We start from the raw sequence: 24,434 nt of genomic DNA on the forward strand, positions 1-24,434 counted from the left end.
ATGGTGTTGCTATCGAAAAATGGATCCAGTCGGCGTCAATAAAATGATCATGAGCGAATTAAAATTTGTTAGTAATCCAAATAACGTGAGGGGGCTGGTCGCCAACGGCGAGAACGGACCAGGGGCGGGAGTGGGGCCTCGGACAAGCTTTGCGTTACCACAGACGTCGCATGTCGGCTGCTAAGGATTCAGCGCCGTGATATCGCGCGCTTCGAGTATCGGTTTGGGATAGCCATCGCGCGCCAGTGCGATCATCACGCGACCCAAATGCTCTGTCGTGGTGATCTGGCCGGGAAACAGCGCTCGCAGCGGAGGCAGCAGAGGTCGAGTCACCGAATAAATCGCCTGATAAAGCGCAGTTTTTGAGCGCACCCCATGTAGCGGCTGAATTGCGCCGGGGCGCAGCATATAAGCGGCTTTGAACGGCAACTTCAACAATGCGTTCTCGGTACGCCCCTTCACACGCGCCCACATGCTGCGACTTTGTTCGGTACTGTCGGTGCCGGAGCCCGAGACATACACGAACGTCATCCCCGGATTGACATGCGACAAAGTGCGCGCCGCAGCCAGCGTCAGATCATAGGTCAAATGCGCATATTCCTGCTCTCGCATGAAACCCGACGAAACCCCCAAGCAAAAGAAGCAGGCGTCGTAGCCCGACAGTTGCGGCTCGATGTCGGCGAAATCGAAAAAATCCCGATGCACGATCTGCGTCAACTTCGGATCGGGCGGTGCATCCGCGCGACGCCCCACCGTCAATATCTGCGTCACCGCTGGATCCAGCAGGCATTCGCGCAGCACGCCTTGACCGACCATGCCGGAAGCGCCAAACAGGATGACTTTCATAGAGTTCCAATGGGTAAGGGTTAAACCACGATGGGTTAAACCAAAGCTACTACCTCGCAACGCCGCGCCACAGCATTTCGAAACCGGCCTGCCGATAGGTATCAGCAGCCTTTACGTCACTAGCCATAAACGCGATGGTGGTTTCCGCCAGATTGCCCATCACTGCCGCAAAAAACTCGACTGGCTGATCCCGCAGCACGCGCTGCGCGATGCTGTCACGCGCCATCTGCTCGACTTCCGCAAACGGTTCATACCCGATCGCCTTGGACTCCGCAGTCAGTGCTTCCGACACGCGCAGCAACATCATCACCTTGAGCTTCTGCGGATACGCCACACCCCAACTCACATAAGCGTCCCAGAGATGCTGCAGTTTGCCGCGCACATCCTTTTCGCGCGGAAACTCGCTCATCAGCAACGCCGCGAGTTCGACCTTGAACGAGCGATACAACGCATTGATCAACTCATTCTTGGTACTGAAATAGGTGAACAGCGTGCCTTCGGCCACCCCGGCCGCTTTGGAAATAGCTGACGTTGGCGTGGCCGAGAGACCGTTTTCGGCGAACACTTGTATCGCGGCGGCAATGATGGCCTGACGCTTGTCGTCACTTTTGGGGCGTGCCATGGAGTCTGGTTTAATTGAGTAAGCACTCAATAATAGGCCGTGCGACTGTTGAGGTCAATAGCCGACTGTGGCGCAGGCGTGGCCCGAGAGTAGTCCGAAGATGTTTCAATCCGCGCGACCGTTGTTCATACCGTTCATACTGTTTATATCGTTTAAATATCGATCACACTTGATCTTCACAGCAGATCGCGGCACGATTCGGCGATGCCTATCCGATCTTTCCCGTGTGTACCCCACGGCAACCCGAGCCTCTCCCCATGCGCCTGAACCTCTTCAAAGGCGTGCTTCCCGTGAGCTGGCGCAGCGCCTTGCGCGACGCTTTCGCCGGCGTAACGTTCGCTTCGATGAACGTGCCGCAGGTGCTCGGCTACACGCGCATTGCCGGGATGCCGGTCGTCACCGGCCTTTACACCGTGTTGCTACCGCTGGTGGGGTTCGCGGTATTCGGTTCGTCGCGCCATCTGGTGGTGGCCGCCGACTCGGCCACAGCCACCATATTCGCAAGCGCGCTTTCGGTAATGGCACCCATCGGCAGCGATCGCTACGTCGCGCTGGTAGGCATGGTGGCGCTGCTGACCGCGGTATTTTTGCTAATCGCGCGCATTTTTCGCCTGGGCTTTCTTGCGGATTTCCTATCTCGCACCGTGCTGGTCGGATTCCTGACCGGCGTCGGTATCCAGGTCGGCGTGGCGATGCTGGGCGATATGCTCGGCTTGAGCGTGAAGTCGCCGCGCACGATCTTGCAGCTCAACACCATCTTGCACAACCTGCCGCAAGTGCATCTGCCCACGCTCGGCGTCTCGGTGCTGGTGGCAGGCAGCATCCTGATCTGCAAACGGTACCTGCCGCGTCTGCCGGTGCCGATGATCGCCGTGGTCGGCGGCATCGCCGCGAGCTATTTCTACAACTTCGCCGGGCACGGTATCACCACGATAGGCCCCGTGCCGGGCGGCCTGCCGCGCTTCAGCCTGCCGCAAGTGAGCTGGGAAGAGATGCTGCGCCTGCTGCCAGTGGCGGCTTCGTGCTTCGTCATGATCATCGCGCAAACCGCGGCAGCGTCCCGGGTGTTCGCCGAGCGTTATCACGAGCGTGTCGACTCCGATGCCGACATCCTCGGTGTGTCAGCCGCCAACATGGCCGCGGCCCTCACCGGTGCATTCGTCGTGAACGGCAGCCCGACCCAGACAGCAATGGCAGACCTGGCCGGCGCGCGCAGCCAGGTAGCACAACTGGTGTTCGCCGGCGTGGTGGTGGTCGTACTGATGTTCCTGACCGGGCCGCTGCAATACTTGCCGCATTGCATCCTGGCCGCCGTGGTCTTTACGATCGCGATTGGATTGATCAAGATACCGAGCCTGCGCGAGATCCGGCGCGAAAGCCCCGGCGAATTCACGCTCGCAGTCATCACGACCGCCGCGGTAGTGCTGGTCGGCGTGGAGCAGGGTATTTTGCTGGCGATGGCCTTGTCGTTGATGCGTCATGTCAACCATAGCTACCGACCGCACACCATGGTGCTGGCGCCGGATCCCGAAGGCCGTTGGCGTCCCGTGCCCGCCGTCCCGGGCATCCAGACGGCACCGGGGCTGATCGTGTATCGCTTCGGCGCAGACCTGTTTTTTGCCAACGAAAACCTTTTTGCCGATGAGGTCCATGCACTCATCACCCACGCACCCACGCCAGTGCACTGGTTCGTGCTGGACGCGGGTGCGGTGACGGACCTTGATTTTTCTGCTGCGCGCGTGGTGCGCGACTTGTGCGAGGATCTGGCCGCAAGCGAGATCAAGCTGGTATTTGCGCGGGTCAACGCGTATTTGCGAGCGGATATGGATCGCCATCAGATCACCCCGGTGATCGGCGAAGCGCGGGTTTTTTCCACCTTGCATGAGGCCATGACATTGGTGCTCGGTACGCCGCTTGAAGCAGTCGCCACGTTATAAATATAAAATAGCGCCTGGGGCGCACTCAGGCGCCGGCCGCCGCATCAAGGAAAATCATGCAAAACGAATCCTCCGGACCCTCCAATCCGCCGTCGCCAGAGCGGCCCGAGCTGGACGACGAACTCCTCAAGTACGCCGAGGAAGTGTTCGAACTGGCACGCGAAGGCGATGCGGTTACGCTCGAAGGCTTGCTGGCCAAGGGCTTGCCGGCCAATCTGCGCAATCACAAGGGCGATAGCCTGCTGATGCTGGCGAGCTATTACGGTCATCTGGACGCGGTCAAGGTGCTGCTTGCGCACAAGGCCGATCCGCAAGTGAGCAACGACCGGGGCCAAACCCCGCTGGCCGGCGCGGCGTTCAAGGGTGACCTGGGCATCGTGCAAGCGCTGATCGAACACGGCGCGGACGTGGAGGGCGCTTCGCCCGACGGGCGCACCGCCTTGATGATGGCGGCGATGTTCAACCGCGTCGAGATCGTCAAGTATCTGCTGGCTCACGGCGCCGCTGCTGACGCCAAAGACGCCGCCGGAACTACCGCGCACGACGCGGCGCTCAAGATGGGCGCGCCCGATACCCCGGGCTTGCTGGTGAAAGCGCAATGACCCAGTCGGTCGCTGTCGACTGGACAGATGAAGATGAGACGATTCCCGCGCAATACATCGATATAGCCGAGCGCTATGTACGCGAGATCCTCGCGGTTTCGATCGGTCATACGTCGGCGCACGCGGCTGCCGTCGTGTTCGATAGTCAATGCGAACTGGCCGTGGCGCTCACCGAGGCGTATCGGCGTTGCTTGCCCGAAGCGCAATTCATCGATTTCGATACCGTTGAACCGGCGCACATTCTCGATGTGTTCGCCGCGTTCGGGCCTGGCGATCTGGTGGTGCTGATCCAGTCGACCAACTTTCGACTCGGTCCGTACCGCATACGCGTGGAGCTGTTCAAGCGTGCGTTCAAGGTCGTCGAGCATCCTCATCTGGCGCGCATGGAAGGCGAGCAGGCGCTTTACTACATCGATTCGCTCGCTTACGACCCCGCTTATTTCCGCGGTGTGGGCAACGCGCTCAAGACGCGCATCGATGCGGCCAGCGGCGGCGTGCTCGATAGCGGCGGCGAGCAACTGGTGTTCGCCGGTGCGTTCGAGCCGGCCAAGTTGAACATCGGCGATTACAGCGGCATGACGAACGTCGGCGGTCAGTTCCCGATCGGGGAAGTGTTCACCGAGGCGCGTGATCTGGAAACCGTGAATGGCCGCGTGCGCATCTTTGTGTTCGGCGATATTTCGTTTTCCGTGAATCGGCCTGAGCAGCCGATTACGCTGGTGGTGAACCGCGGCAAGGTGACCGATGTGATCGATTCCACGCCGGCCTTCGATGAAGTGCTGGCCAGGATCCGCGCGGACGAAGGCGAGGTGTGGTTGCGCGAGCTGGGCTTCGGGATGAACCGGGCGTTTACCCAAGAGCGCTTGGTGACCGATATTGGTTCGTTCGAACGGATGTGCGGCATCCATCTGTCGTTGGGCGCGAAGCATGGCGTCTATGCGAAATCCAACATCCGGCGCGCCACGGCCAAATACCACGTCGATGTTTTTGCCGTGACGCATACGGTCGCGCTCGATGGCGAGATCGTCTATCGCGACGGCGCCTGGCAGGTATAAGCGATCAGCGTGTGGACGTGGTGCAATGCGTCCGCGCGCTCGACTTGTTGCTTGCAACCTGGGGCGGCGAAGGTGACGGGGCGTGACGGCCAATCTATACTTTGGTTTTTCCGGCCAGCGCGGCAAACGCCGGTCGTCCTAACTCTCTGTTTCGCCTCTGACACGCTATGACCTTGATGCGCTGCGTCGCCGTATGGGCAACGATGGCTTTACTCTTGTGCGTCCGCCCTGCGGTGGCGCAGGAGAAAATCCAATTTCCGTCGCTGGATCGGGATGCCTCGGGTCAGCCTGTGATGCTCGACGGTTATCTGTTCAAGCCTGACTCGGCGAGCACCACTGAGCGTTATCCGGCTGTTGTGTTCATGCACGGTTGCGGTGGTTTGTTGACGCGCGCTGGTCATATCCTGTCGCGCGAACAAGACTGGGCCGTGCGCTTGAGTGCACAGGGCTACGTGGTGTTGGCCGTCGATAGTTTCACCACGCGCGGCCAGCAAAGCGAATGCGCACACGCAGGAGCGGTGACCCCGGAGGTGCAGCGACCACGTGATGCGTATGGTGCGCTGCGGTTTTTGCAAAGCCGCTCCGACGTGCAAGCGCAGCGCGTTGCGCTAATGGGCTGGTCGCACGGCGGCGGCACGGTGTTGTTTACGATCGGGCCTAACAGTCCGGCGCATGACGATGTTTCCGGTGCCGTGGTCGCGCCCGCTGCTTCGGTTGGCTCCGGTGCGGATGCAGGAGCAGGAGCAGGAGCAGGAGCAGGAGCAGGAGCAGGAGCAGCCGTTGCGACAGCACCCGCCGATTTCCGCGCAGCACTCGCGTTCTACCCCGGCTGGTGCAACGCCCGGGCACAGCAGCCGTCAAGCTGGCATACCACCATCCCGCTGTTGATACTGGTCGGCGCAAGCGATGTCTGGACCCCCGCACAACCCTGTGAAGATTTTGTCCAGACAGTGCGCGCCAACGGCGTACCGGTCGACATCCATGTCTACCCGGATGCATATCACGATTTCGATTTTCCGAATTTGCCGGTCCGCTCGCGTTTCGAGTTTGCCAACCGGCGCACCGGCGTGGTTCCGATCACCGGCACCAATCCCGCGGCGCGTGCCGACGCGATAGAGCGCGCGACTGCGTATCTGGCGCAATATCTCAAGAACTAAATAGCCTTTGCCTGATATGACCATCACGATCGAAGTCGCTCAAACACCAGCGCAATACGAGGCCGGCCGAACCCTCATCAAAGCCTATGCCGAATATCTCGGCATCGATCTCGAGTTTCAGGACTTCTCGGAAGAACTGGCGACGCTTGAGCAGATGTACGGTGCACCGACAGGATGCTTGCTGCTGGCCAAGGAAGGGGCGAGCTATATCGGCGTGATTGGGCTCAGGGAACTGGAGCCCGGTATCGCGGAGATGAAACGCCTGTTCGTCCCCAAGGCTCATCAAGGTAAAGGCGCCGGCGCGTTGCTGGTCGCGCGGTTTCTCGAAGAAGCCCGGCAACTCGGCTATCGCGCGGTTCGACTGGACAGCATACAAACCCAGGGCCAGGCGATCGATATGTACCGCAAGCTCGGTTTCGTCGAGATTGCAGCCTATCGCTACAATCCCTTCCCGGATGCGATCTACATGGAATACCTGATCGCGTAATACCTCAGTGCCGAATATCTAAGCACCGAGTACCTCAGCGCCGAATATGCCCGCGCCGAATACCCCCGCGCCTGATCAAAGCTCGCCCATGTGCTGAGCTTCCTCTTCCTCGACGGGCTGCGTCGCGGGCGCCAGCTGCATGAAAATCCACGCCGACGCCGAGGTGATCAGGCCAACGCAAATGAAGGTCGCATGGAAAGCCGGCAGCGCCTTGCTCGAACTGCCCTCGTTGAACAACTGCTGAAACGTGGCGAGCAGTGCACCAGCCGACGTCACCGCGAGACTCATCGCCAACATCTGGATCATCGACAACAGGCTATTGCCGCTGCTGGCCGTACTGACATCGAGGTCTTTGAGCGTGATCGTGTTCATGGCCGTGAACTGGATCGAATTGACTGCGCCGAAGAGCGCCAATTGCACGAGCATTATCCACACCGGGACACCATTCGAAATGAAGGTGAACGACGCCATCGCCAGCCCGACCAGAAAGGTGTTCACGAAGAGCACCGCACGGTAGCCATGACGCACGATCATCTGGGTACCGACGCGCTTGGCGAGCATCCCGGCCGCGGTAGTCGGCAACATCATCAGGCCGGCTTGCAGCGGCGAATAGTTCAAGGTGACTTGCAGACTCAGCGGAATCAAGAACGGCATGGCCCCGGTGCCGATGCGGGCAAACAGGTTGCCAAGCAGGCCGACACTGAACGTGTGAATGCGAAACAGCGAGAGCGAGAATAAAGGTCGCTCGGTGCGGTTCGCGCGCAGCACGTAAGTGGTGAGTGAGGCAAAGCTGGCGATCAGCAGCATCAGCACGGTCGCGCGCTGAAAACCGAGTTCGGCCAGACCGTCCAGCGAAAACGATATGGTCACCATCGCGATACTGAGCAGCAGGTAGCCCCCGACATCGAAACGCCCCATGTCGTCGATCCGGCTATTGGGCATGAAACGCATCGCGGCCAACCCGCCGAGCACGCCGACTGGCACATTGATCAGAAAAATCCAGTGCCACGAGAAGCTTTGCGTAATCCACCCGCCCAGTGTCGGGCCGATCAACGGACCTATCATGCCGGGAATCGCGACAAAGCTGAGCGCCTGCAAATACTCAGCGCGCGGGAACGTGCGCAGCACCGCGAGGCGACCCACGGGCATCAGCATGGCACCGCCCGCGCCTTGAATCACGCGTGCACCGACCAGGAACGAGAGCGTGTTCGAGTAGGCGCACAGCAGCGAGCCGAGCACGAACAGGACAATCGCGGTCTGGAAGATGCGGCGGGTGCCGAATCGATCGGCCAACCAACCGGAGGCGGGGATGACCACAGCCATCGTCAGCGAATAGGCAATGATCACCGATTGCATCCGCAGCGGACTCTCGCCCAAGCTTCGGGCCATGGGCGGGAGGGCGGTATTGACGATGGTCGAGTCCAGGGTCTGCATGAAAAAGCCGACCGCTACGACCCACAACATGATTTTACGGCTGCTCTGCGTTGCGACAGGGTCGCTCATCGGCTCAATTTCTCCATAGGGTGCATCGATTGCTTTTTCAATTGCTTTTTCAATTAATTGGCGCTGATCGGATCTAGCCCGCTTTTCTTTTCCTCGGGAGCCGCCGCCGGCGAAGCCAGGAACTTGATCAGATCGCGGCCGGCCTCAGGATGCTCGGCATTGACCGGCACGCCCGCCGAGTAGCCGGTAACACTCTGCACCGATTCCGGCAACTTGCCCACGAAGGTCACGCCCGGCACCGGCAGCAATTCGGCGACCTGCTGCAAGCCGATTTCATAGTCGCCGCTGGCCACCAATTGCGCAACCGGCGTTTTCTGGATCATGTGCGCACGGCCCTTGACCTGATCCTCGATGCCGAGTTTCTTGAACAACTCGTTCTGCACATACACGCCGCTGGCGCTATCGGAATAGGCGATCGACTTGGCATGCAGCAGCGCGTTCTTGAGTCCTTCAACGGTACTGATATCGGGCGTGGGGGCGCCGGCGCGTACGACCACACCGATACGCGAGTCGGCCAGCACGACGCGACTGTCGGGGAACACCTTGCCGTTCTTGATCAGGTCGTCCAGTGCGTAGCCGACCATGATCACGACGTCGGCATGTTCGCCGCGTGCCAGCCGGTTCGGAATGGCCTCGGGCGCCTTGCCCATCGACGGGCCCCATGCCGTGCTCAGCGTATTGCCACTGGCTTTTTCGTAAGCGGGCGTGAGGGCTTTGTAGCTAGCGGTGAAGCCGCCGGAATTCATGACTTTGACTTCGACGGCTTGAGCGGTGTTAGTGAGCAGTGCTGCGCTGACCAGGGCGAGGGCGGTGAGGGCACGCGGCGTAATGCGGGAAATGGAATTTTTATTTTGCATGGAGGCTCGCTTTCTTTAGAGGCTTAAACCTGGGGACTAAAAAACCGCTGGACTCGCGGGTGGTGCGAAGGCGCTCGCAATACTTGGCGCCCGAAGGGGAATTCTTGATCGGAGCCGCATTTTACCTCGGTCGCGTCGGCGGCTCCGCTATAGCAACAGTTATGGCAACAGTTCAGGGCGCTCAGACAGTCTACTCATGCAGTCCACCTACACCGAGCGCGTATGCCGTTTCTTACTCAGCCGCATACTTCTGTTCGAGCTCGTCGTAAAACCCTTTGTTCACCAATCGTTGCCGTTCCGCAAACGGTGCCACCAGATTCTTGTCTTCATCGAGCCGGCCATTTTTCTTGAGCGTCGATAAGGCCTTGGTCATGCCGGCGACCGCACCTTGCAATGCTGCGTTGGCATAAAGCACCAGCGCGAAGCCCATGTCGGCCAGCACTTGCGCATCGAGCGCCGGCGTTTTCCCGCCGATCACGATATTGATCAGTTGAGGCCGATCGAGTAGCTTGGGCAACTGCTTGATCTGCTCGGCGGTTTCGACCGCCTCGACGAATAGAATATCGGCGCCCGCTTCGGCGAGCTTTTGCGCGCGCTCGATGGCCGCTTCAAATCCGTGCACCGCGGCCGAGTCCGTACGTCCGATGATCAAAAGGTCGCTGTCCTTGCGCGCGTCCACGGCGGCCTTGATTTTGCCGACCATGTCCTCGATGGCGATCACGTCCTTGCCGGCGAAGTGGCCGCATTTTTTCGGAAACACCTGATCTTCGATCTGAATCGCATCGGCGCCGGCACGTTCCAGAATTTGCACGGTCCGGTAGGTATTCACGGGATTGCCGAAGCCGGTGTCGGCATCGACGATAATGGGCAATCCGACCGCATCGCGGATGCGCGCGGTGTGCTCGGCGATTTCATGCAATCCGATAAACGAAAGATCGGGCAAGCCCATATACATATTGGTCACGCCTGCGCCCGTGACGTAGACGGCTTCAAAACCCTGGTCCTCGATCACGCGCGCGCTCATCGCGTTGAAGGCGCCGGGTACGACGAGGCCCCGTCGTTCATTGACGATGCGCTTAAGGGTAGCTTTGCTTGAATTCATGAGTGTCTCCGTAGGTAAGCTAGGTGTCGCTGAGCTGTCGCGGGGCTGGCGCTGGACCGCCGCGGGGCTGCCGCGAGTCTCCCGCGGGTCTTCCGCGGGTCTTCCGCATATCTCACGTTACGCTGCCGCGGGCCGTTTCGGCGCGCGGCGCATGCAGCAAGATACAGCCGTCGGCCGGTGCGAGTCCACTATTGTGAACTTTATCGTCGCGAACCCGCAAATCGCCGCCCAGCGCGCAATTCGCTCATTTTTCGGCGAATTCGGTCGCGATTTACGAGTGAAACAATCACAGCCGCCGCCGTTTCCGTGTAGATTCGGCGCAGGTCCCATTTCCGGTTGCCGAGTTTTTTCAAAGAGTACCTTCATGCAAACCGAAAGCTTTATTCCCGGCAAAGACGCCTCGCTAGAATCCACCATCAGCACCATGACGCAAAAGCTCGCCACTCGCGGCTTTTATATGGAGGAGAGCTTGTGGCTGAACCCGGTCGTAGGCATTTGGTCTGTGCATGTGCGCGACAAAGAATGCCCAATGCTGTTTGCCAACGGCCAAGGCGCGTCCGAGCTCGCCGCGCGGGCTAGCGCGTTGGGCGAGTTTTTCGAACGGCTCGAATGCCATTACTTTTGGACGCACTTCTATTTAGGGGAAACGCGTGCCAACCGGCCGTTCGTCCACTATGCGCAAGAACGCTGGTTCGCGCCCTCGGAAGACGGCAGTTGGCCCCGAGGGCTACTCAATGAAGAACTGCTGGCGTTTTACGATCCGCAAGGCGAGATTGGCGACGAGGTGATGGTCGACCTGAACTCCGGCAATGTCGACCGCGGCATCTGCGCCTTGCCGTACCTGCGTTTGAGCGACGGCGAGCAAACCTGGTTTCCGGTCAATTTGATCGGCAACCTGTATGTCAGCAACGGCATGGCGGCCGGCAATACCGAGCTCGAAGCACGTAGCCAGGCGCTGTCGGAAATTCTCGAACGCCATATCAAGTACCGCGTGATTGCCGAAGGCATGTGCCTGCCGGAAGTACCGGACGAGGTGATCGCCCGCTATCCCGGCATCGCTGCGGGCATCAAGGGCTTGCGCGAGGCCGGTTTCGGCATTCTGGTGAAAGACGCCTCGCTGGGTGGCCGCTATCCGGTCATGAACGTCACGTTGCTGCATCCGAAAGACCAAGGCGTATTTGCCAGCTTCGGTGCGCATCCGCGTTTTGAAATTGCGCTGGAGCGCGCGTTGACCGAACTATTGAAGGGCCGCGCGCTCGATTCGCTGGAGCATTTTCCGGAGCCCGGTTTCGATATGGACGAGATTACGGCCGTAGCCAACCTCGAAATCCATTTCGTGGATTCGAGCGGCGTAATCAGCTGGAACTTCATGGGCGACAAGCCGGATTTCCCGTTCGCCGACTGGAATTTCAGCACCACCACGCAGGAAGATTACGCATGGCTGGTCAATTGCATCCAAGCCGAAGATCGTGAAATTTATATCGCCGATTTCGCCGAACTCGGTGTGTATAGCTGCCGCATCCTGGTGCCCGGCATGTCGGAGATTTACCCGGTCGAAGATCTCGAATGGGAAAACAACAGCGTGGGCAACGACATCCGGCCCGCGATGGTGCGCTTGCCCGATTTGAGCGACGAGGAGTGCAGCGAGTTGCTCGACGATTTGCAGACGCTGAACCTCGGCGACGATAGGCCGCTGTGGGAGATTCTCGGTCTGGCCGTGCCCTTGGGTACACCGTGGAAGGAGCTGCGCATCGGTGAGCTGAAAACGTTGTTGGCACTGGCGATCGGCGACGAAGATGCGATCCGCGAGGGTTGCGACTGGATCCATCATTATCGTCAACTCAGCCAGCCGCGCCGCCTTGTTTATCGTTGCATCGAAAACCTGCTGAGCCTGGACGAGTCGGGCGAGTACCATCGTTCGTTGGCTTTGCTCTACGGCAGCGAAACCTTGCGTCAGGCACAAGCGTTGCTGGCGCGCGAGGAACGATTCTTCGGCTTGTTCAAACTGGGCCCCGATATGGAAGGCAGCGAGATTCACGGGAAATTGCTGGCGGCGTACGACAAGGTGTTAGGCACGGCTTAATTTGGAAACGGCAGCAGCACGCCCTCCGCCGTGGCGGCATGCCCTAGGGGGCAGGTGCCGCCACGATAAGTTACTATATATAGAAGACACAGGCAGCGAGTTCAAACAACAATAACGCTGCGTTTTCGCGATGCCCGGGCGGGGTCGCAGTCATGGAGGCGCGGGATGTCGGCCGCTATCAGGATCTTTCAGGGAAAATTCGGTCGTGTCGCGTTGCTCAATATGGACGCGCCGCTGGTGTACCACGCCCATCACCATTGCCACATCCTGCTCAAGGTCGAGGGCTGCGACGCCGCCTTCGCGATCAACGAAACGCTGCAACCGCTGACGGACGATACCGCCGTGCTGGTCAACGCATGGGAGCCGCATGCGTACCGCCATCCGCCGGAGAGCGCGGGGCGCCGCACGGTCATTCTTGCCCTGTATATCGAACCCGGTTGGCTGGCCGCGATCCAGCATCCGCTCGCTTACGGCAGCGGTTCCGGTTATTTCCCGCAGCCGTGCGTCGCCATTTCCGGCCGCGCTCGCAAACTGGCCGACCAGTTGGCGGCTGAGATGTGCAGCAACGATGAGCCCATCCCGGCGAGCTTCGAGCATCGCTTATTCGAGCTGATGGTGTCGGTGATCGATCCCTTGCATTTGCATCGAGATGGCAGCCGCGCGATCCTGCCGGCGTCGCGTATTGCCGACCGGCGCATCCGCCGCGCGATCGCCTTTATGCGGGCCAATCTCGGCGCCGAGCCCGACGTAGAGACGATGGCGGCGCAAGCCGGATTGTCGCGCGCGCATTTTTATACGATGTTTCGGCTATGCACCAATGTCACGCCGCATGTGTACACCAACGTGTTGCGCATGGAGCAGGCCATCAATGACCTGTCGGGCGGACAAATGCCGATTGCCTTGCTCTCCGAGCACATGGGTTTTTCGGCGCCGGGGCACTTCACGCGCTTTTTCCGGCAGCACCTCGGGATTACCCCTAGCGAATATCGTCGTGTCGTGAACCTGGTCGATGCCACGACCCACGGCAGCATCGAAATCTAACGCGCCCTATTAAAAATCAGATTCCTGGGTAAGTCAGCAGCATCCAAGGTAATAGACAAATAGAGTGGTCCGCGCATACTTGTTCAGGTAGTACACCATAACAAGATGCCGGAGACGGGCTGTGCGCACCGAACGAAATGGATTCGTTCTCTACGCATCGGCTGATGCACTGCTGTTCCCATGGCCGCCGGTTACCCGGGCAGGCGAGGGAATAGTCACTCTCGTCTACGTCATCGTTTTCGAGGCGCAAGACGTGACGCAAGAGGCTGTAACCGAAGTGGCTGTCGCCCGAGAATCTGCGGCTGCCGCAACTTCTACCATCGCCCCCGCAACCCCACCTTCGCCAAGCAAATACGTAGGCCGCTCGCAGGAGCGCCTCGAAGATACGGCGATCCTGACCGGGCGTGGCAGTTATGGCGACGATCTGGCCGTCAAGCCGGGCACTTTGCACGCTGCGGTGGTGCGCGCACCGCATGCCCATGCGGAATTGGGCGCGATCGACATCAGCGCCGCGCTGGCCGCGCCCGGTGTGCGCGCGATATTGACCGGGGCCGACGTCAAGGCATGGTCACGGCCATTCGTGGTTGGCGTGAAAGCCCCGATGCAGCATTTCGCATTGGCGCAAGATCGTGTGCGCTACGTGGGCGAGCCGGTTGCTGTGGTCATCGCGGAAAGCCGCGCCTTGGCCGAAGATGCGCTCGATCTGGTCAAGGTCGACTACACGCCGCTGGCGCCCGTCGTGGAGATCGAAGCGGCACTGCGCGACGACGCGACGGTGTTGCATGCAGGGGTGGGCAGCAACGTGGTGAGCGATCGTTCGTTTCGCTATGGCGATCCGGAAACTGCATTCGCGCAAGCCGAACACCGTGTCTCGCTCACGGTCCGATATCCGCGCAATTCCTGCACGCCGATCGAATGCGGCGTAGTCGTCGCTGAGCATCTTGCGGGGCAGGAAGGCTACGAAGTCACCTCCAATTTCATGGGGCCGTTTTCACTGCATGCGGTGATGGCGATGGCACTCAATGTGCCGGCCAATCGGCTGCGCCACAAGTCGCCGCGCGATTCGGGCGGCAGCTTCGGCGTCAAGCAGGCCGTGTTCCCCTACGTGGTGCTGATGTGCCTGGCCTCGCGCAAGGCCGGTGCGCCTGTCAAATGGGTCGAAGACCGGCTCGAGCACCTGAGCGCTGCCACGTCGGCCACCGCGCGGCTCTCGACTATCGAGGCGGCGGTGCGATCCGACGGCCGGATTACCGCGCTTTCGTATGACCAGATCGAGGATTGCGGCGGGTATCTGCGCGCGCCTGAACCGGCAACCTTCTACCGTATGCACGGTTGCCTCACAGGCGCGTATGCGATCGAGCACTTGCAAGTGCGCAATCGCGTGGTGCTGACCAACAAGACGCCGACCGGACTGGTGCGCGGCTTTGGCGGCCCGCAAGTGTACTTCGCGCTGGAGCGCTTGATACAGCGCATCGCGGTCGAACTCGAGCTCGATGTACTGGACGTCTATCGGCGCAATTTTGTGGCGGCCGATGCGTTTCCCTATCAGGCAGCGGCCGGTGCCTTGCTCGACTCCGGCAACTATCAGGAAGCGCTGGCACGTGCGCTTGCGCAGGGCGGCTACGCAGAACTCAAGCAGCGTCGCGAGCAGGCGCGTGCGGCGGGGCGCGTGTACGGCATAGGTTTTGCCGCGATCGTCGAGCCGTCGATCTCCAACATGGGTTACATCACCACGGTGTTGCCGCCCGAGGCGCGCGCCAAGGCGGGCCCCAAGAACGGCGCGATCGCCACGGCCACCGTCAATATCGATCTGCTGGGCGGCGTGACCGTGTCGATCGCATCGACGCCCGCTGGGCAAGGGCATATGACCGTGTGCGCACAGGTGGTCGCCGATGTGTTCGGCCTGACGCCGGGCGAGATCGTGGTGAATGTCGATCTCGATACGCAAAAGGACGCATGGTCGGTGGCCTCCGGTAATTATTCGAGCCGCTTCGCGGGCGCGGTGGCCGGCACCGTGCATCTCGCGGCGATGCGTTTGCGCGAGCGGCTGGCTCGCATCGCGGCCGTGCAATTCGCGTGCGAGCCCGCGCAGATCGTGTTTGCAGCAGGCACCGTGTATGCAGCCTCCACGCCGCAGCGCACCGTGCCGTTCGGGCGGCTTGCGAGCGGCCCACACTGGTCGCCGCAGATGCTGCCGGCGAGCGAGCCTTTGGGGATGCGAGAAACGGCATTCTGGACTCCGGAACATCTGCAGGCGCCCGATGCGCAAGATCGCATCAATACGTCTGCGGCTTACGGTTTTGCTTTCGATATGTGCGGCGTCGAGATCGATCGCCGCACCGGTCGTGTGCGCATCGATCGCTACGTCACGGCGCACGATGCCGGTACGCTGCTCAACCCCGCGCTCGCCGACGGGCAGATCCGCGGTGCGTTTGCGCAAGGCTTCGGTGCGGCGCTGATGGAAGAGTTCCGTTATGGCGACGACGGCAGCTTCCGTAGCGGCACACTGGCCGATTACCTGATACCCACCACCTGCGAAGTGCCGGACCCGATCATCGTGCACCTCGAGACGCCGTCGCCGTTTACGCCGCTGGGCGCGAAAGGGCTGGGCGAGGGCAACAATATGAGTACGCCGCCGTGTATCGGCAATGCAGTGGCTGACGCGCTCGGCGTGCAGGACATCGAGTTGCCGTTGACGCCACCGAAGGTTCTCGCGCTGCTCGGGTTCGACGATCCGCCGCCATCCCCGGAAGTTCAGCGCGAGCTCGCTGCGAAGTTCGCAGCGGCCTCGCCGGCGGCCAGCCTACGCGATCAAGGCGCGGGCGGGGCGAACGCCGCAGCGGGTTCGCGCAGTGGCCGCGGCAAAGCGTTGACCGCAGTGGGCACCGTGCAACTCGCGGCCACCCCGGACGCGGTGTTTGCCGTGCTGCTCGACCCCGTTGCGCTCGCGAAGGTCGTGCCGGGGTGCCATGCGTTGGAGCGCACCGCGGAAAACCACTACCGTGCCGACGTGACCGTGGGCGTGGGCATGATCAAGGCCCGCTATGAGGCGCAAATCGTGCTCTCCGAACTCGAACCGCCGCATCGCTTGCGCCTTACCGGCACAGGGCTGTCGTCGCTGGGCACGGCAAGTGGCAGCGGCATCGTGCAGTTGGAAGCGAGCGGCACGGGCACGCGGTTGAGCTACGACTACGAAGCGGAAGTGTCGGGCAAGGTCGCGGCGGTCGGCAGCCGAATGCTGGAAGGCGCGGCGAAGATCGTGCTGCGGCAGTTGTTCGAATCGCTGGGACGGCAGGCGAGCGGTGCGCCCGTGGTCTCCCAGAGCTTGCTTGCCCGCCTCGGGCAGTGGTTGCGGCGCTGCTTTGGAGGTCGATCATGAAGCCCTGTTCGTTTGGTTATTTGCGTGCCGAGAGCGCGCAGCAGGCGCGCGAAGCACTGGCGCAATACGGCGAGGATGCGCGCGTGCTGGCGGGAGGTCAGTCGTTGATGGCGGTGCTGAATATGCGTTTGGCGCAGCCTAAATGGCTCATCGATATTTCTCGCACCGCCGATCTCGACTATGTACGCGTCGAGCGCGACTGCCTTGCAATCGGTGCGGCCGCCACCCAGGCCTCGGTCGAATGGCGCGACACGCTGGCCGACGAGGTACCGCTGTTGCAGCAGGTGTTTCCGTCGATTTCGCATTTCCAGATTCGTAACCGCGGCACCGTGTGCGGCTCGATCGCGCATGCCGACCCGAGCGCAGAACTGCCGCTTGCGCTGGCGTTGCTGGGCGGTGAAGTGGTGCTGGCCGGGCCACGCGCACGCAGAGTGTTGAGCGCCGAAGATTTCTTCCAGGGCATGTTGAGCACGGCGCGCGGCGCCGATGAGTTGCTCGAGGAAGTGCGGTTTCCGCTGCGGCGCGCGGGCGAGCGTTATGGCTTTGCCGAGTTCTCGGCGCGGCATGGCGATTTTGCCTGGGTGGCCTGTGCGGCCGTGGTCAGTGCCGACACGATACGGCTCGCGGTCGGTGGCGTGGCCGACAGGCCGGTGGTGCAAAGCTGGCCGCGGCTCGAGGGCACCGCGTTGCAGGCGGCGATCAATGATTTCAGCTGGACGCTGGGCGCTCAGGACGATGCGCACATCAGCGCGCAGTACCGGCGCCATCTGGTGCGGCAACTCGGTTGGCGTGTAATAGAGGAGGCAAGATGAGCAATCTGTTTGAACATGAATTTAAACGTGACACGCGTGCTCGCATCGAGCTCGTGCTCAATGGCGAGAAGCGCAGCGGTTGGTGCGAGCCACGTACGCTGTTATCGGATTTTCTGCGTCATGAACTGGGGGCGACCGGCACGCACGTGGGTTGCGAACATGGCGTATGCGGCGCCTGCACCGTGCAGGTCGACGGCGTTGCCGGGCGCGCTTGCTTGATGTTGGCGGTGCAGGTGCAGGAGCGCCGTGTCGATACGGTCGAAGGCCTGGCGGGCAGCGATGGCATGAGCGATTTGCAGCAGGCGTTCCAGCGCCATTTCGCCTTGCAGTGCGGGTTTTGCACTGCGGGCATCTTGATGTCGTGCGAGGACTTCCTCAAGCGCATGCCTGAGCCCAGCGAGGCGCAAGTGCGCGATATGCTGTCCGGCCATCTGTGCCGCTGCACCGGCTACACGCCGATCGTGGCTGCCGTGCTCGATACGGCCGCGCGGCGCCTTGCCACCCGGGAGGCCGCCCATGCTTGATCTAGGACGGACGTTCCTGCAGGCGGTCGAGCGCAGCCCAAACGCGCCGGCGATTGTCGATGGCGAGTTGCAACTGTCCTACGTGCAGTGGTATCGGATCATCAGGCGCGTGTCGCTGGGACTGCAGGCGCGAGGCATCAAGCGCGGCGACCGCCTGGTTGTAATCCTGCAAAACCGCTGGGAGATGGCCACTTTGCACTGGGCCTGCCAGTTCTGCGGGATCGTCGTGACACCGGTCAATTGGCGTGCCAAACCCGAAGAGCTTGAATATTGCATGGCCGACGCGCAGGCGGTGGGCGTGGTCTTCGAAGCGGTGAGTGCTGTTGCGGTCGAGGGGAGCGCCACCGCGCAGCGCGTGTTGCGCGTCGCGCTCGACAGGGTGCCCGGCGGCAATTGCAGTTTTGAGAGTTTGACGAATACTGCGGATGTCGATGTCGATGTCGATGTCGATGCCAACGCCAACGCCAACGCCAACGCCAACGCCAACGCCAACGCCAACGCCAACGCCAACGCCAGTGCCGCCGCCGCTGACATGCGCACCAAGTTCGAAAGCGCCGCCGAAGCGGATGACTTGTCACTGCTGCTCTACACCTCAGGCACCACGGGCAAACCCAAAGGCGTGCCCCGCCGGCATCGTCACGAGCGCGCCGCAGCGCTCGCTCACGTCGCACAAAATTTCTATCGACGCGGCGAGCGGACCTTGGGTGTCATGCCGCTTTATCACACGATGGGTGTGCGCTCGCTGTTGGCGATGGCGCTCATAGACGGGCTTTTCGTTTGCGTGCGGCGCTGGAACTCGTCACAAGCACTGCGAGCGCTCAGCGAACATCGCATCAGTTGCCTATACCTGGTGCCAACGCTGTATCACGACCTGCTGGCCGCGCCCGAATTTGCCGACACCGATATCTCATCGGTGACCAAACTCGGCTTTGCCGGCGCGCCGATGAACGATGCCTTGTTGCAACGGCTGCAGGCCACGTTTGAGCCGCAGTGGTTCGTCAATCACTACGGCTCTTCCGAGGTCTACACCGTCAGCATCAATCACGATGCTGTTGCCAAACCCGGCAGCGCCGGCCGCGCCGGACTCAATACGCGCTTGCGGGTGGTGCATCTGCAAGCCACCACGCCCGACGAGCTCGCGATGCCGGGCGAAGAAGGCCAGATTGCCGTCGACCTGCGTGGCGACGAAGCATTCGAAGGCTATTGGCGGCGTCCGGACGCGGACGCGAAAGCATTGCGCGGCGGCTGGTACTTCAGCGGCGACACCGGGTTTATCGACGGTGACGGCGACCTCTTCGTCAGCGGCCGGATCGACGACATGATCATCAGCGGCGGCGAGAACATCTCACCGGTCGATATCGAATCGGTGTTGTCGCTGCATCCCGACGTCGACGAGGTCGCGGTGGCCGGTGTGCCCGACGATCGTTGGGGGCAGCGCGTGGTGGCGTTTATCAAGCGCCGCGGCACACTCGATTCGAAAGCGCTGGACGCCTATTGCCGCAGCTCGGCGCTGGTCAATTTCAAATGCCCTCGCGAATACGTATTCGTGCAGGAAATTCCGAAGTCGCCGGTCGGAAAAATCCTGCGCCGGAAATTATCGGCCGGCGAATTCGAGCGCGATGCGGCCGTCGATGCTGTTGGCAGCGCCAAATCAGAATGACTGCGCCGAATAACCGAACCGAATAACTGAACCGAATAACCGATCACCACACCGCTGAATACCGGATTGTTTAACGTTTTTACAGGAGTGAACCATGACTACCCTTAATCATCGCGGCCACGCGCTGTTGCAGGCACTGGATGGCTTTTCGGTGGAAATCGACGAAGCCCGCCAGCGCGCCGACATCATTTTGAACCGGCCGCCTTTTAACATCGTGCAGATGGCGCAACGCGACCAGTTGTGCGCGGCATTCGAAGCGTTGGACCTCGATGACCGCGTGCGCGTGATCGTCGTGCGCGCAGTGGGCGAGCATTTCTCCAGCGGCGGCGACATCAAGGGCTTTCTTGAGGCCACGCCCGAGCATGTCTCCAAGCTCGCGTGGAATATCGCCGCGCCGGCACGTTGCAGCAAACCGGTGATCGCCGCGAACCGCGGCTTCTGCTTCGGCGTGGGCTTCGAATTGTCGCTCGCCTGCGATTTCCGCATCGCGACCGTCACCACCCAATACGCGTTGCCTGAACAGAAGCTCGGGCAGATCCCGGGTTCGGGCGGCTCCGCACGGCTGCAGAAAATGGTCGGCATTGCTCGGACCAAAGACATCGTGATGCGCTCACGTCGCATCCCCGGCAAGCAGGCTTACGAGTGGGGTGTAGCGGTCGATTGCGTCGCCGACGCCGAACTCGAAACCGCAACCGATGCGCTGGTTGAAGAGTTGTGTGCGTTCTCGCCGCTGGCCCAGCGCACCGCGAAAAAATTGCTCAACGATACCGAAGATGCGCCGCTTTCGATCGCCATCGAACTCGAAGGCCATTGCTACAGTCGCCTGCGTAGTTCCGACGATTTCCGCGAGGGCGTGGAAGCGTTTCACGGCAAGCGCAAACCGACGTTCCGAGGCACGTGAAGCGTTCGGCCCCACAGCCTCGCGACATAAGTACTCGCACATAACAACCATAACGCTCCGCGACGCAGCCTTGCTGCGTTGACGGCGACTAACCCCGACGCGGTGGTGGCTACATGCCAGGCAGGTGCAGGGCCGCACCCGCGATCAGGGAGGAGAGGAGATCACCATGTCAAATATCGCTCAACCTTTGATGCCAATCGGCGGCGTCACCAACCGACAGATTCTTGCCACCGTCAGTGCCTCGTGCCTGGGCTGGGCGCTCGATTTGTTCGATCTGTTTGTCTTGCTATATGTGGCACCCGTTATCGGCAAGCTGTTTTTTCCATCCACGCACGCGATGCTTTCGCTGGCGGCAGTGTATGCGTCGTTTGCGGTGACGCTGCTGATGCGCCCGATCGGCTCGGCGCTATTCGGCTCCTACGCGGACCGTCACGGACGCAAGGGCGCGATGATGGTGGCGGTCATCGGCGTGGGGGTGGCGACGGCGTTGTTCGGCACGTTGCCGACCGTGGCGCAGGTGGGTGTTCTCGCGCCTATCCTGTTCTTGCTGTTGCGTCTGGTGCAGGGCATTTTTGTCGGCGGCGTGGTGGCCTCGACCCATACGATCGGAACCGAATCGGTGCCGCCGGCATGGCGTGGCGCAGTATCGGGGTTGATCGGCGGTGGTGGCGCAGGCGCCGGGGCATTGCTCGCGTCGCTCGTGTATCTGCTGGCTTCGTCGGTGTTCCCGGGGCAAGCGTTCGAAGACTGGGGCTGGCGTTGCATGTTCTTTACCGGAATCATCAGTTCGATATTGGGTTTGTTCGTTTTCAGCAGCCTTGAAGAGTCGCCGATGTGGAAGAAGCTCAAGAGCGAAGCGGCCCCGGGCATCGCCCGACCCAAGGTCGAAGCACCGCTCGCCACCTTGTTTTCGAGCAAATGGCGCGGCGTGCTGTTCGTCAATTTGTTGCTCACGATAGGCGGCGGTAGTGGCTACTATCTGACGTCGGGATATCTGCCTTCGTATCTGAAGCTGGTCAATCATGCACCCAATGCCACGGCGGGCGTAATCCTGGCTTTAAGCAGCGTGGGCGTTATTGTGGCGGCGGTATTGGCCGGTCACTTGAGCGAAATAATCGGCCGCAAGCGCGCGTTCATCTATATCGGCCTGGTGCGGTTGGTGTTGTTTCCGGTGCTGTTCCTGACGATGGCGCAAGCGCAGAGCGTCGAGGCCATTGCTGCGTATGCGGTGGCGCTGAGCATGTTGGGCACGGCCGGCTTTGCGCCGACATTGATCTTCCTGAACGAACGCTTTCCGACCGCGATCCGGGCGAGCGGTACCGGCCTGTCGTGGAATATCGGCTTCGCGATTGGCGGGATGATGCCCACGTTCGTGTCGTTGACAGCGCATACGGCTAGCGATCTGCCGATGACGCTGGCGATTTTTACCACGGCGATTTCGGTGATCCTGTTGATCGGCGCATTCGTGATTCCGGAGACCAAAGGGCAGCTCGACCGCGCGGTGTAGCGCTCCGGGGCGACCGAGCCGGGGGGCTGGGTTTCCCTGCGCACGATAATTGAGATATCGTTTATCTTTTGCTCAGTTACGCGGCATCCGGCGTGCCGTGCAACTAACGTGCCCAATGCAGCAGACCCGAGACCCCCTATGAATTTCGACCTGACGCCCGAATTGCAGGCACTCAAGGAGCGTACCCGGCGCTTCATCGCCGAAGAGATCATCCCGTTCGAGCGCGATCCGCGCAATACCGATCACGGCCCGTCGGCCGAACTCCGCGACGAACTGCTGGCGCGCGCCCGCGCGGCCGGCCTGCTTTCCCCCCACGTTTCGGAGGCCTTCGGCGGTCTGGGCCTGAGCCATATCGAGAAAGCCATGATTTTCGAAGAGGCCGGCTATTCGACCCTCGGCCCGGTCGCGATGAATATCTTCGCGCCCGACGAGGGCAATATGCATTTGATGGAAGTCGTCGCTACCGAGCCGCAAAAAGAGCGCTGGCTCAGGCCATTGGCGCAGGGGCTCACGCGCTCGTGTTTCTGCATGACGGAACCGTCGCCGGGCGCCGGCTCCGACCCCGGCATGCTGAAAACCGAGGCGGTGCGTGACGGCGAACATTTCGTGATTAATGGCGTCAAATGGTTTATTACCGGTGCGGACGGTGCGGCGTTTGCCATCATCATGGCGCGCATGGAAGACGGCAGCGCGACGATGTTTCTCAGCGATATGGATGCGCCGGGGATACGCGTGGAGCGCACCATGGAATCCCTGGACCGCTGCTTTCCGGGCGGCCATTGCGTCGTGCGCTTTGAAAACCTGCGCGTGCCGGCCGATGCGGTGCTGGGCGAGCTGGGGCAGGGCATGCGGTATGCGCAGGTGCGTCTGGCGCCGGCGCGCCTGACCCACTGCATGCGCTGGCTCGGTGCCGCGCGCCGTGCCCATGACGAGGCGCTGGCGTATGCGCAGCAGCGCGAGGCATTCGGCAAAAAGCTCGGCGAACACGAGGGGGTGGGCTTCATGCTGGCCGATAACCTCATGGATATGCACGTCACGCGCCTGTCGATCTGGCACACCGCGTGGGTGCTGGACCAAGGCGCCAAAGGCAGCGCGCAGTCGAGCATGACCAAGGTGATCAGCTCGGAGGCGATTTTCCGTGTCGTGGACCGCGCGGTGCAGATCCTGGGTGGCCAGGGTGTGACGGGCGAGCGCATCGTCGAGCGGATCTGGCGCGATGTCCGTCCGTTCCGGATCTACGACGGCCCCTCGGAGGTGCATCGCTGGAGCCTGGCCAAGCGTCTGCTGGCGGGGCATACGTTGGGGTGAGATCGAGGGTGGCCGGGTTGGGGCCGGTCGGCGCTGCACATTGTCGCCATGCATTGTCACCAGCGCGTCACGCGGCTGTAGCAAATTCGAGGATGGACTTATTCTAAATCGAGCCGATTATGACTGATAGCACCGCTGAAGATAATGAAGCGCTGATGCAGCGCGTACGCGACGATCTGATCGATAGCTACGACGAAGAGCTGGAAATGGAGCTCGACGACCGCCGTTTCGATGCCGCGACCGGCACGCCGCTGGAACCTCATACCGGGGACTCGACCGATCATCGTCGCCGCTATTTCCGCGAACTGTTTCGCTTGCAAGGCGAGCTCGTCAAACTGCAGGACTGGGTCCAGAAATCGCGCCACAAGGTGGTGATCGTGTTCGAAGGGCGCGACGCCGCCGGCAAAGGGGGCGTCATCAAGCGCATCACGCAGCGTTTGAATCCGCGCGTGTGCCGGGTGGCGGCCTTGCCTGCGCCTAACGATCGCGAACGCACTCAATGGTATTTCCAGCGCTATGTATCGCATCTGCCGGCAGCCGGCGAGATCGTGTTGTTCGACCGCAGTTGGTATAACCGCGCGGGCGTCGAGCGCGTGATGGGGTTTTGCACGGACGACGAGTACGAGGAGTTTTTCCGCTCCGTGCCCGAATTCGAAAAGATGCTGGTGCGCTCCGGCATCCAGGTCATCAAATACTGGTTTTCGATCACGGACGAAGAGCAGCATCTGCGTTTTCTGGGGCGCATTCACGATCCGCTCAAACAGTGGAAACTCAGCCCGATGGATCTGGAATCGCGTCGGCGCTGGGAGGCCTACACCAAGGCCAAGGAAGTGATGATAGAGCGTACCCACATCCCGGAAGCGCCGTGGTGGGTCGTGCCGGCTGTGGACAAGAAAAGTGCGCGCCTGAATTGCATCGCGCATTTACTCACGCAAATGCCGTATCACGAAGTCGAGCACACGCCGATCGAGTTGCCGGCGCGTGTACGCCACGAAGACTACATACGTCAGCAGGTGCCCGAAACCTTCCTGGTGCCTCAGGTTTATTGAGC

At 61.3% G+C, this 24,434-nt stretch carries 21 protein-coding genes; 16 read left to right on the forward strand and 5 right to left on the reverse strand.

The window, feature by feature from the left end; genetic code table 11:
* Positions 1-184 (forward strand): hypothetical protein (locus GSQ77_RS29290; protein WP_216854912.1); only part of this gene is annotated, 184 nt, incomplete at its 5' end.
* On the opposite strand, the gene GSQ77_RS16750 is transcribed toward GSQ77_RS29290, so the two are convergent.
* Complete coding sequence (locus GSQ77_RS16750; protein ID WP_158903844.1) at positions 181-846, reverse strand: epimerase; 666 nt, start codon at positions 844-846, stop codon at positions 181-183. The genes GSQ77_RS29290 and GSQ77_RS16750 overlap by 4 nt on opposite strands.
* Before the next feature lie 49 nt (positions 847-895).
* Entirely contained in the window at positions 896-1,468 is a 573-nt protein-coding gene (locus GSQ77_RS16755; RefSeq protein WP_158903845.1) for a TetR/AcrR family transcriptional regulator, read from the reverse strand.
* 257 nt (positions 1,469-1,725) lie between these two features.
* Between GSQ77_RS16755 and GSQ77_RS16760 the strand changes: the two genes are divergently transcribed.
* From GSQ77_RS16760 to GSQ77_RS16780, 5 genes are all read left to right on the forward strand, one after another.
* Complete coding sequence (locus GSQ77_RS16760; protein WP_158903846.1) at positions 1,726-3,405, forward strand: SulP family inorganic anion transporter; 1,680 nt, start codon at positions 1,726-1,728, stop codon at positions 3,403-3,405.
* A gap of 56 nt (positions 3,406-3,461) precedes the next feature.
* Positions 3,462-4,007 (forward strand): ankyrin repeat domain-containing protein, encoded by a 546-nt coding sequence (locus GSQ77_RS16765; RefSeq protein ID WP_158903847.1) that lies wholly within the window; start codon positions 3,462-3,464, stop codon positions 4,005-4,007.
* Positions 4,004-5,062 (forward strand): hypothetical protein, encoded by a 1,059-nt coding sequence (locus GSQ77_RS16770; protein WP_158903848.1) that lies wholly within the window; start codon positions 4,004-4,006, stop codon positions 5,060-5,062. The genes GSQ77_RS16765 and GSQ77_RS16770 overlap by 4 nt, the downstream gene beginning before the upstream one ends.
* Before the next feature lie 203 nt (positions 5,063-5,265).
* Positions 5,266-6,219 (forward strand): dienelactone hydrolase family protein, encoded by a 954-nt coding sequence (locus GSQ77_RS16775; RefSeq protein WP_158903849.1) that lies wholly within the window; start codon positions 5,266-5,268, stop codon positions 6,217-6,219.
* A 16-nt stretch (positions 6,220-6,235) separates the two neighbouring features.
* Complete coding sequence (locus GSQ77_RS16780) at positions 6,236-6,706, forward strand: GNAT family N-acetyltransferase (protein WP_158903850.1); 471 nt, start codon at positions 6,236-6,238, stop codon at positions 6,704-6,706.
* Positions 6,707-6,781: 75 nt separating this feature from the next.
* Here GSQ77_RS16780 and mdtD read toward each other — a convergent pair whose 3' ends face one another.
* The 3 genes from mdtD to GSQ77_RS16795 all read right to left on the reverse strand — a co-directional run bounded on the left by mdtD (position 6,782) and on the right by GSQ77_RS16795 (position 10,168).
* Positions 6,782-8,209 (reverse strand): multidrug transporter subunit MdtD, encoded by a 1,428-nt coding sequence (mdtD, locus tag GSQ77_RS16785; protein WP_254067660.1) that lies wholly within the window; start codon positions 8,207-8,209, stop codon positions 6,782-6,784.
* Positions 8,210-8,262: 53 nt separating this feature from the next.
* A complete protein-coding gene (locus tag GSQ77_RS16790; RefSeq protein WP_158903851.1) occupies positions 8,263-9,066 on the reverse strand; it encodes a substrate-binding domain-containing protein in 804 nt (267 codons plus the stop codon).
* A gap of 232 nt (positions 9,067-9,298) precedes the next feature.
* Entirely contained in the window at positions 9,299-10,168 is an 870-nt protein-coding gene (locus GSQ77_RS16795; protein WP_158903852.1) for an oxaloacetate decarboxylase, read from the reverse strand.
* 364 nt (positions 10,169-10,532) lie between these two features.
* Here GSQ77_RS16795 and ycaO point away from each other — a divergent pair, with 364 nt between their 5' ends.
* The 10 genes from ycaO (at position 10,533) to ppk2 (ending at position 24,432) form a co-directional block, all read left to right on the forward strand.
* Positions 10,533-12,251, forward strand: coding sequence for a 30S ribosomal protein S12 methylthiotransferase accessory factor YcaO (gene ycaO, locus GSQ77_RS16800; protein ID WP_158903853.1), 1,719 nt, complete (start codon positions 10,533-10,535; stop codon positions 12,249-12,251).
* A 165-nt stretch (positions 12,252-12,416) separates the two neighbouring features.
* The gene (locus tag GSQ77_RS16805; RefSeq protein WP_158903854.1) at positions 12,417-13,292 is read left to right on the forward strand and encodes an AraC family transcriptional regulator; all 876 of its coding nucleotides are present in this window, start codon (positions 12,417-12,419) and stop codon (positions 13,290-13,292) included.
* A 319-nt stretch (positions 13,293-13,611) separates the two neighbouring features.
* Entirely contained in the window at positions 13,612-16,671 is a 3,060-nt protein-coding gene (locus GSQ77_RS16810; RefSeq protein WP_158903968.1) for a molybdopterin cofactor-binding domain-containing protein, read from the forward strand.
* Positions 16,668-17,483 (forward strand): xanthine dehydrogenase family protein subunit M, encoded by an 816-nt coding sequence (locus GSQ77_RS16815; RefSeq protein ID WP_158903855.1) that lies wholly within the window; start codon positions 16,668-16,670, stop codon positions 17,481-17,483. Before GSQ77_RS16810 ends, GSQ77_RS16815 begins: the two co-directional genes overlap by 4 nt.
* A complete protein-coding gene (locus tag GSQ77_RS16820) occupies positions 17,480-18,007 on the forward strand; it encodes a (2Fe-2S)-binding protein (RefSeq protein ID WP_158903856.1) in 528 nt (175 codons plus the stop codon). The genes GSQ77_RS16815 and GSQ77_RS16820 overlap by 4 nt, the downstream gene beginning before the upstream one ends.
* Positions 18,000-19,667, forward strand: a complete 1,668-nt coding sequence (locus GSQ77_RS16825; protein WP_158903857.1) for an AMP-binding protein — start codon at positions 18,000-18,002, stop codon at positions 19,665-19,667. Before GSQ77_RS16820 ends, GSQ77_RS16825 begins: the two co-directional genes overlap by 8 nt.
* Before the next feature lie 94 nt (positions 19,668-19,761).
* Positions 19,762-20,568 (forward strand): enoyl-CoA hydratase/isomerase family protein, encoded by an 807-nt coding sequence (locus GSQ77_RS16830; protein WP_158903858.1) that lies wholly within the window; start codon positions 19,762-19,764, stop codon positions 20,566-20,568.
* 166 nt (positions 20,569-20,734) lie between these two features.
* A complete protein-coding gene (locus GSQ77_RS16835) occupies positions 20,735-22,075 on the forward strand; it encodes an MFS transporter (protein WP_158903859.1) in 1,341 nt (446 codons plus the stop codon).
* A gap of 138 nt (positions 22,076-22,213) precedes the next feature.
* Positions 22,214-23,383 carry an acyl-CoA dehydrogenase family protein gene (locus tag GSQ77_RS16840; protein WP_158903860.1) on the forward strand — a complete coding sequence of 390 codons (1,170 nt, stop codon included), beginning with the start codon at positions 22,214-22,216 and terminating at the stop codon, positions 23,381-23,383.
* Positions 23,384-23,502: 119 nt separating this feature from the next.
* A complete protein-coding gene (gene ppk2 / locus GSQ77_RS16845; protein ID WP_158903861.1) occupies positions 23,503-24,432 on the forward strand; it encodes a polyphosphate kinase 2 in 930 nt (309 codons plus the stop codon).
* Positions 24,433-24,434: the final 2 nt, after the last annotated feature.

Source organism: Burkholderia sp. L27(2015), assembly GCF_009765705.1.
Classification (GTDB): domain Bacteria; phylum Pseudomonadota; class Gammaproteobacteria; order Burkholderiales; family Burkholderiaceae; genus LMUX01.

What these genes read in the sequence shown, in the direction of transcription:
- GSQ77_RS16790 (WP_158903851.1), bottom strand. Translation starts at nt 9,066, where the DNA reads ATGCAAAATAAAAATTCCATTTCCCGCATTACGCCGCGTGCCCTCACC.
- ycaO (WP_158903853.1), top strand. Translation starts at nt 10,533, where the DNA reads ATGCAAACCGAAAGCTTTATTCCCGGCAAAGACGCCTCGCTAGAATCC.
- GSQ77_RS16815 (WP_158903855.1), top strand. Translation starts at nt 16,668, where the DNA reads ATGAAGCCCTGTTCGTTTGGTTATTTGCGTGCCGAGAGCGCGCAGCAG.
- mdtD (WP_254067660.1), bottom strand. Translation starts at nt 8,209, where the DNA reads ATGAGCGACCCTGTCGCAACGCAGAGCAGCCGTAAAATCATGTTGTGG.
- GSQ77_RS16805 (WP_158903854.1), top strand. Translation starts at nt 12,417, where the DNA reads ATGTCGGCCGCTATCAGGATCTTTCAGGGAAAATTCGGTCGTGTCGCG.
- GSQ77_RS16820 (WP_158903856.1), top strand. Translation starts at nt 17,480, where the DNA reads ATGAGCAATCTGTTTGAACATGAATTTAAACGTGACACGCGTGCTCGC.
- GSQ77_RS16835 (WP_158903859.1), top strand. Translation starts at nt 20,735, where the DNA reads ATGTCAAATATCGCTCAACCTTTGATGCCAATCGGCGGCGTCACCAAC.
- GSQ77_RS16750 (WP_158903844.1), bottom strand. Translation starts at nt 846, where the DNA reads ATGAAAGTCATCCTGTTTGGCGCTTCCGGCATGGTCGGTCAAGGCGTG.
- GSQ77_RS16830 (WP_158903858.1), top strand. Translation starts at nt 19,762, where the DNA reads ATGACTACCCTTAATCATCGCGGCCACGCGCTGTTGCAGGCACTGGAT.
- GSQ77_RS16825 (WP_158903857.1), top strand. Translation starts at nt 18,000, where the DNA reads ATGCTTGATCTAGGACGGACGTTCCTGCAGGCGGTCGAGCGCAGCCCA.
- GSQ77_RS16755 (WP_158903845.1), bottom strand. Translation starts at nt 1,468, where the DNA reads ATGGCACGCCCCAAAAGTGACGACAAGCGTCAGGCCATCATTGCCGCC.
- GSQ77_RS16780 (WP_158903850.1), top strand. Translation starts at nt 6,236, where the DNA reads ATGACCATCACGATCGAAGTCGCTCAAACACCAGCGCAATACGAGGCC.
- GSQ77_RS16775 (WP_158903849.1), top strand. Translation starts at nt 5,266, where the DNA reads ATGGCTTTACTCTTGTGCGTCCGCCCTGCGGTGGCGCAGGAGAAAATC.
- GSQ77_RS16795 (WP_158903852.1), bottom strand. Translation starts at nt 10,168, where the DNA reads ATGAATTCAAGCAAAGCTACCCTTAAGCGCATCGTCAATGAACGACGG.
- ppk2 (WP_158903861.1), top strand. Translation starts at nt 23,503, where the DNA reads ATGACTGATAGCACCGCTGAAGATAATGAAGCGCTGATGCAGCGCGTA.
- GSQ77_RS16840 (WP_158903860.1), top strand. Translation starts at nt 22,214, where the DNA reads ATGAATTTCGACCTGACGCCCGAATTGCAGGCACTCAAGGAGCGTACC.
- GSQ77_RS16765 (WP_158903847.1), top strand. Translation starts at nt 3,462, where the DNA reads ATGCAAAACGAATCCTCCGGACCCTCCAATCCGCCGTCGCCAGAGCGG.
- GSQ77_RS16760 (WP_158903846.1), top strand. Translation starts at nt 1,726, where the DNA reads ATGCGCCTGAACCTCTTCAAAGGCGTGCTTCCCGTGAGCTGGCGCAGC.
- GSQ77_RS16770 (WP_158903848.1), top strand. Translation starts at nt 4,004, where the DNA reads ATGACCCAGTCGGTCGCTGTCGACTGGACAGATGAAGATGAGACGATT.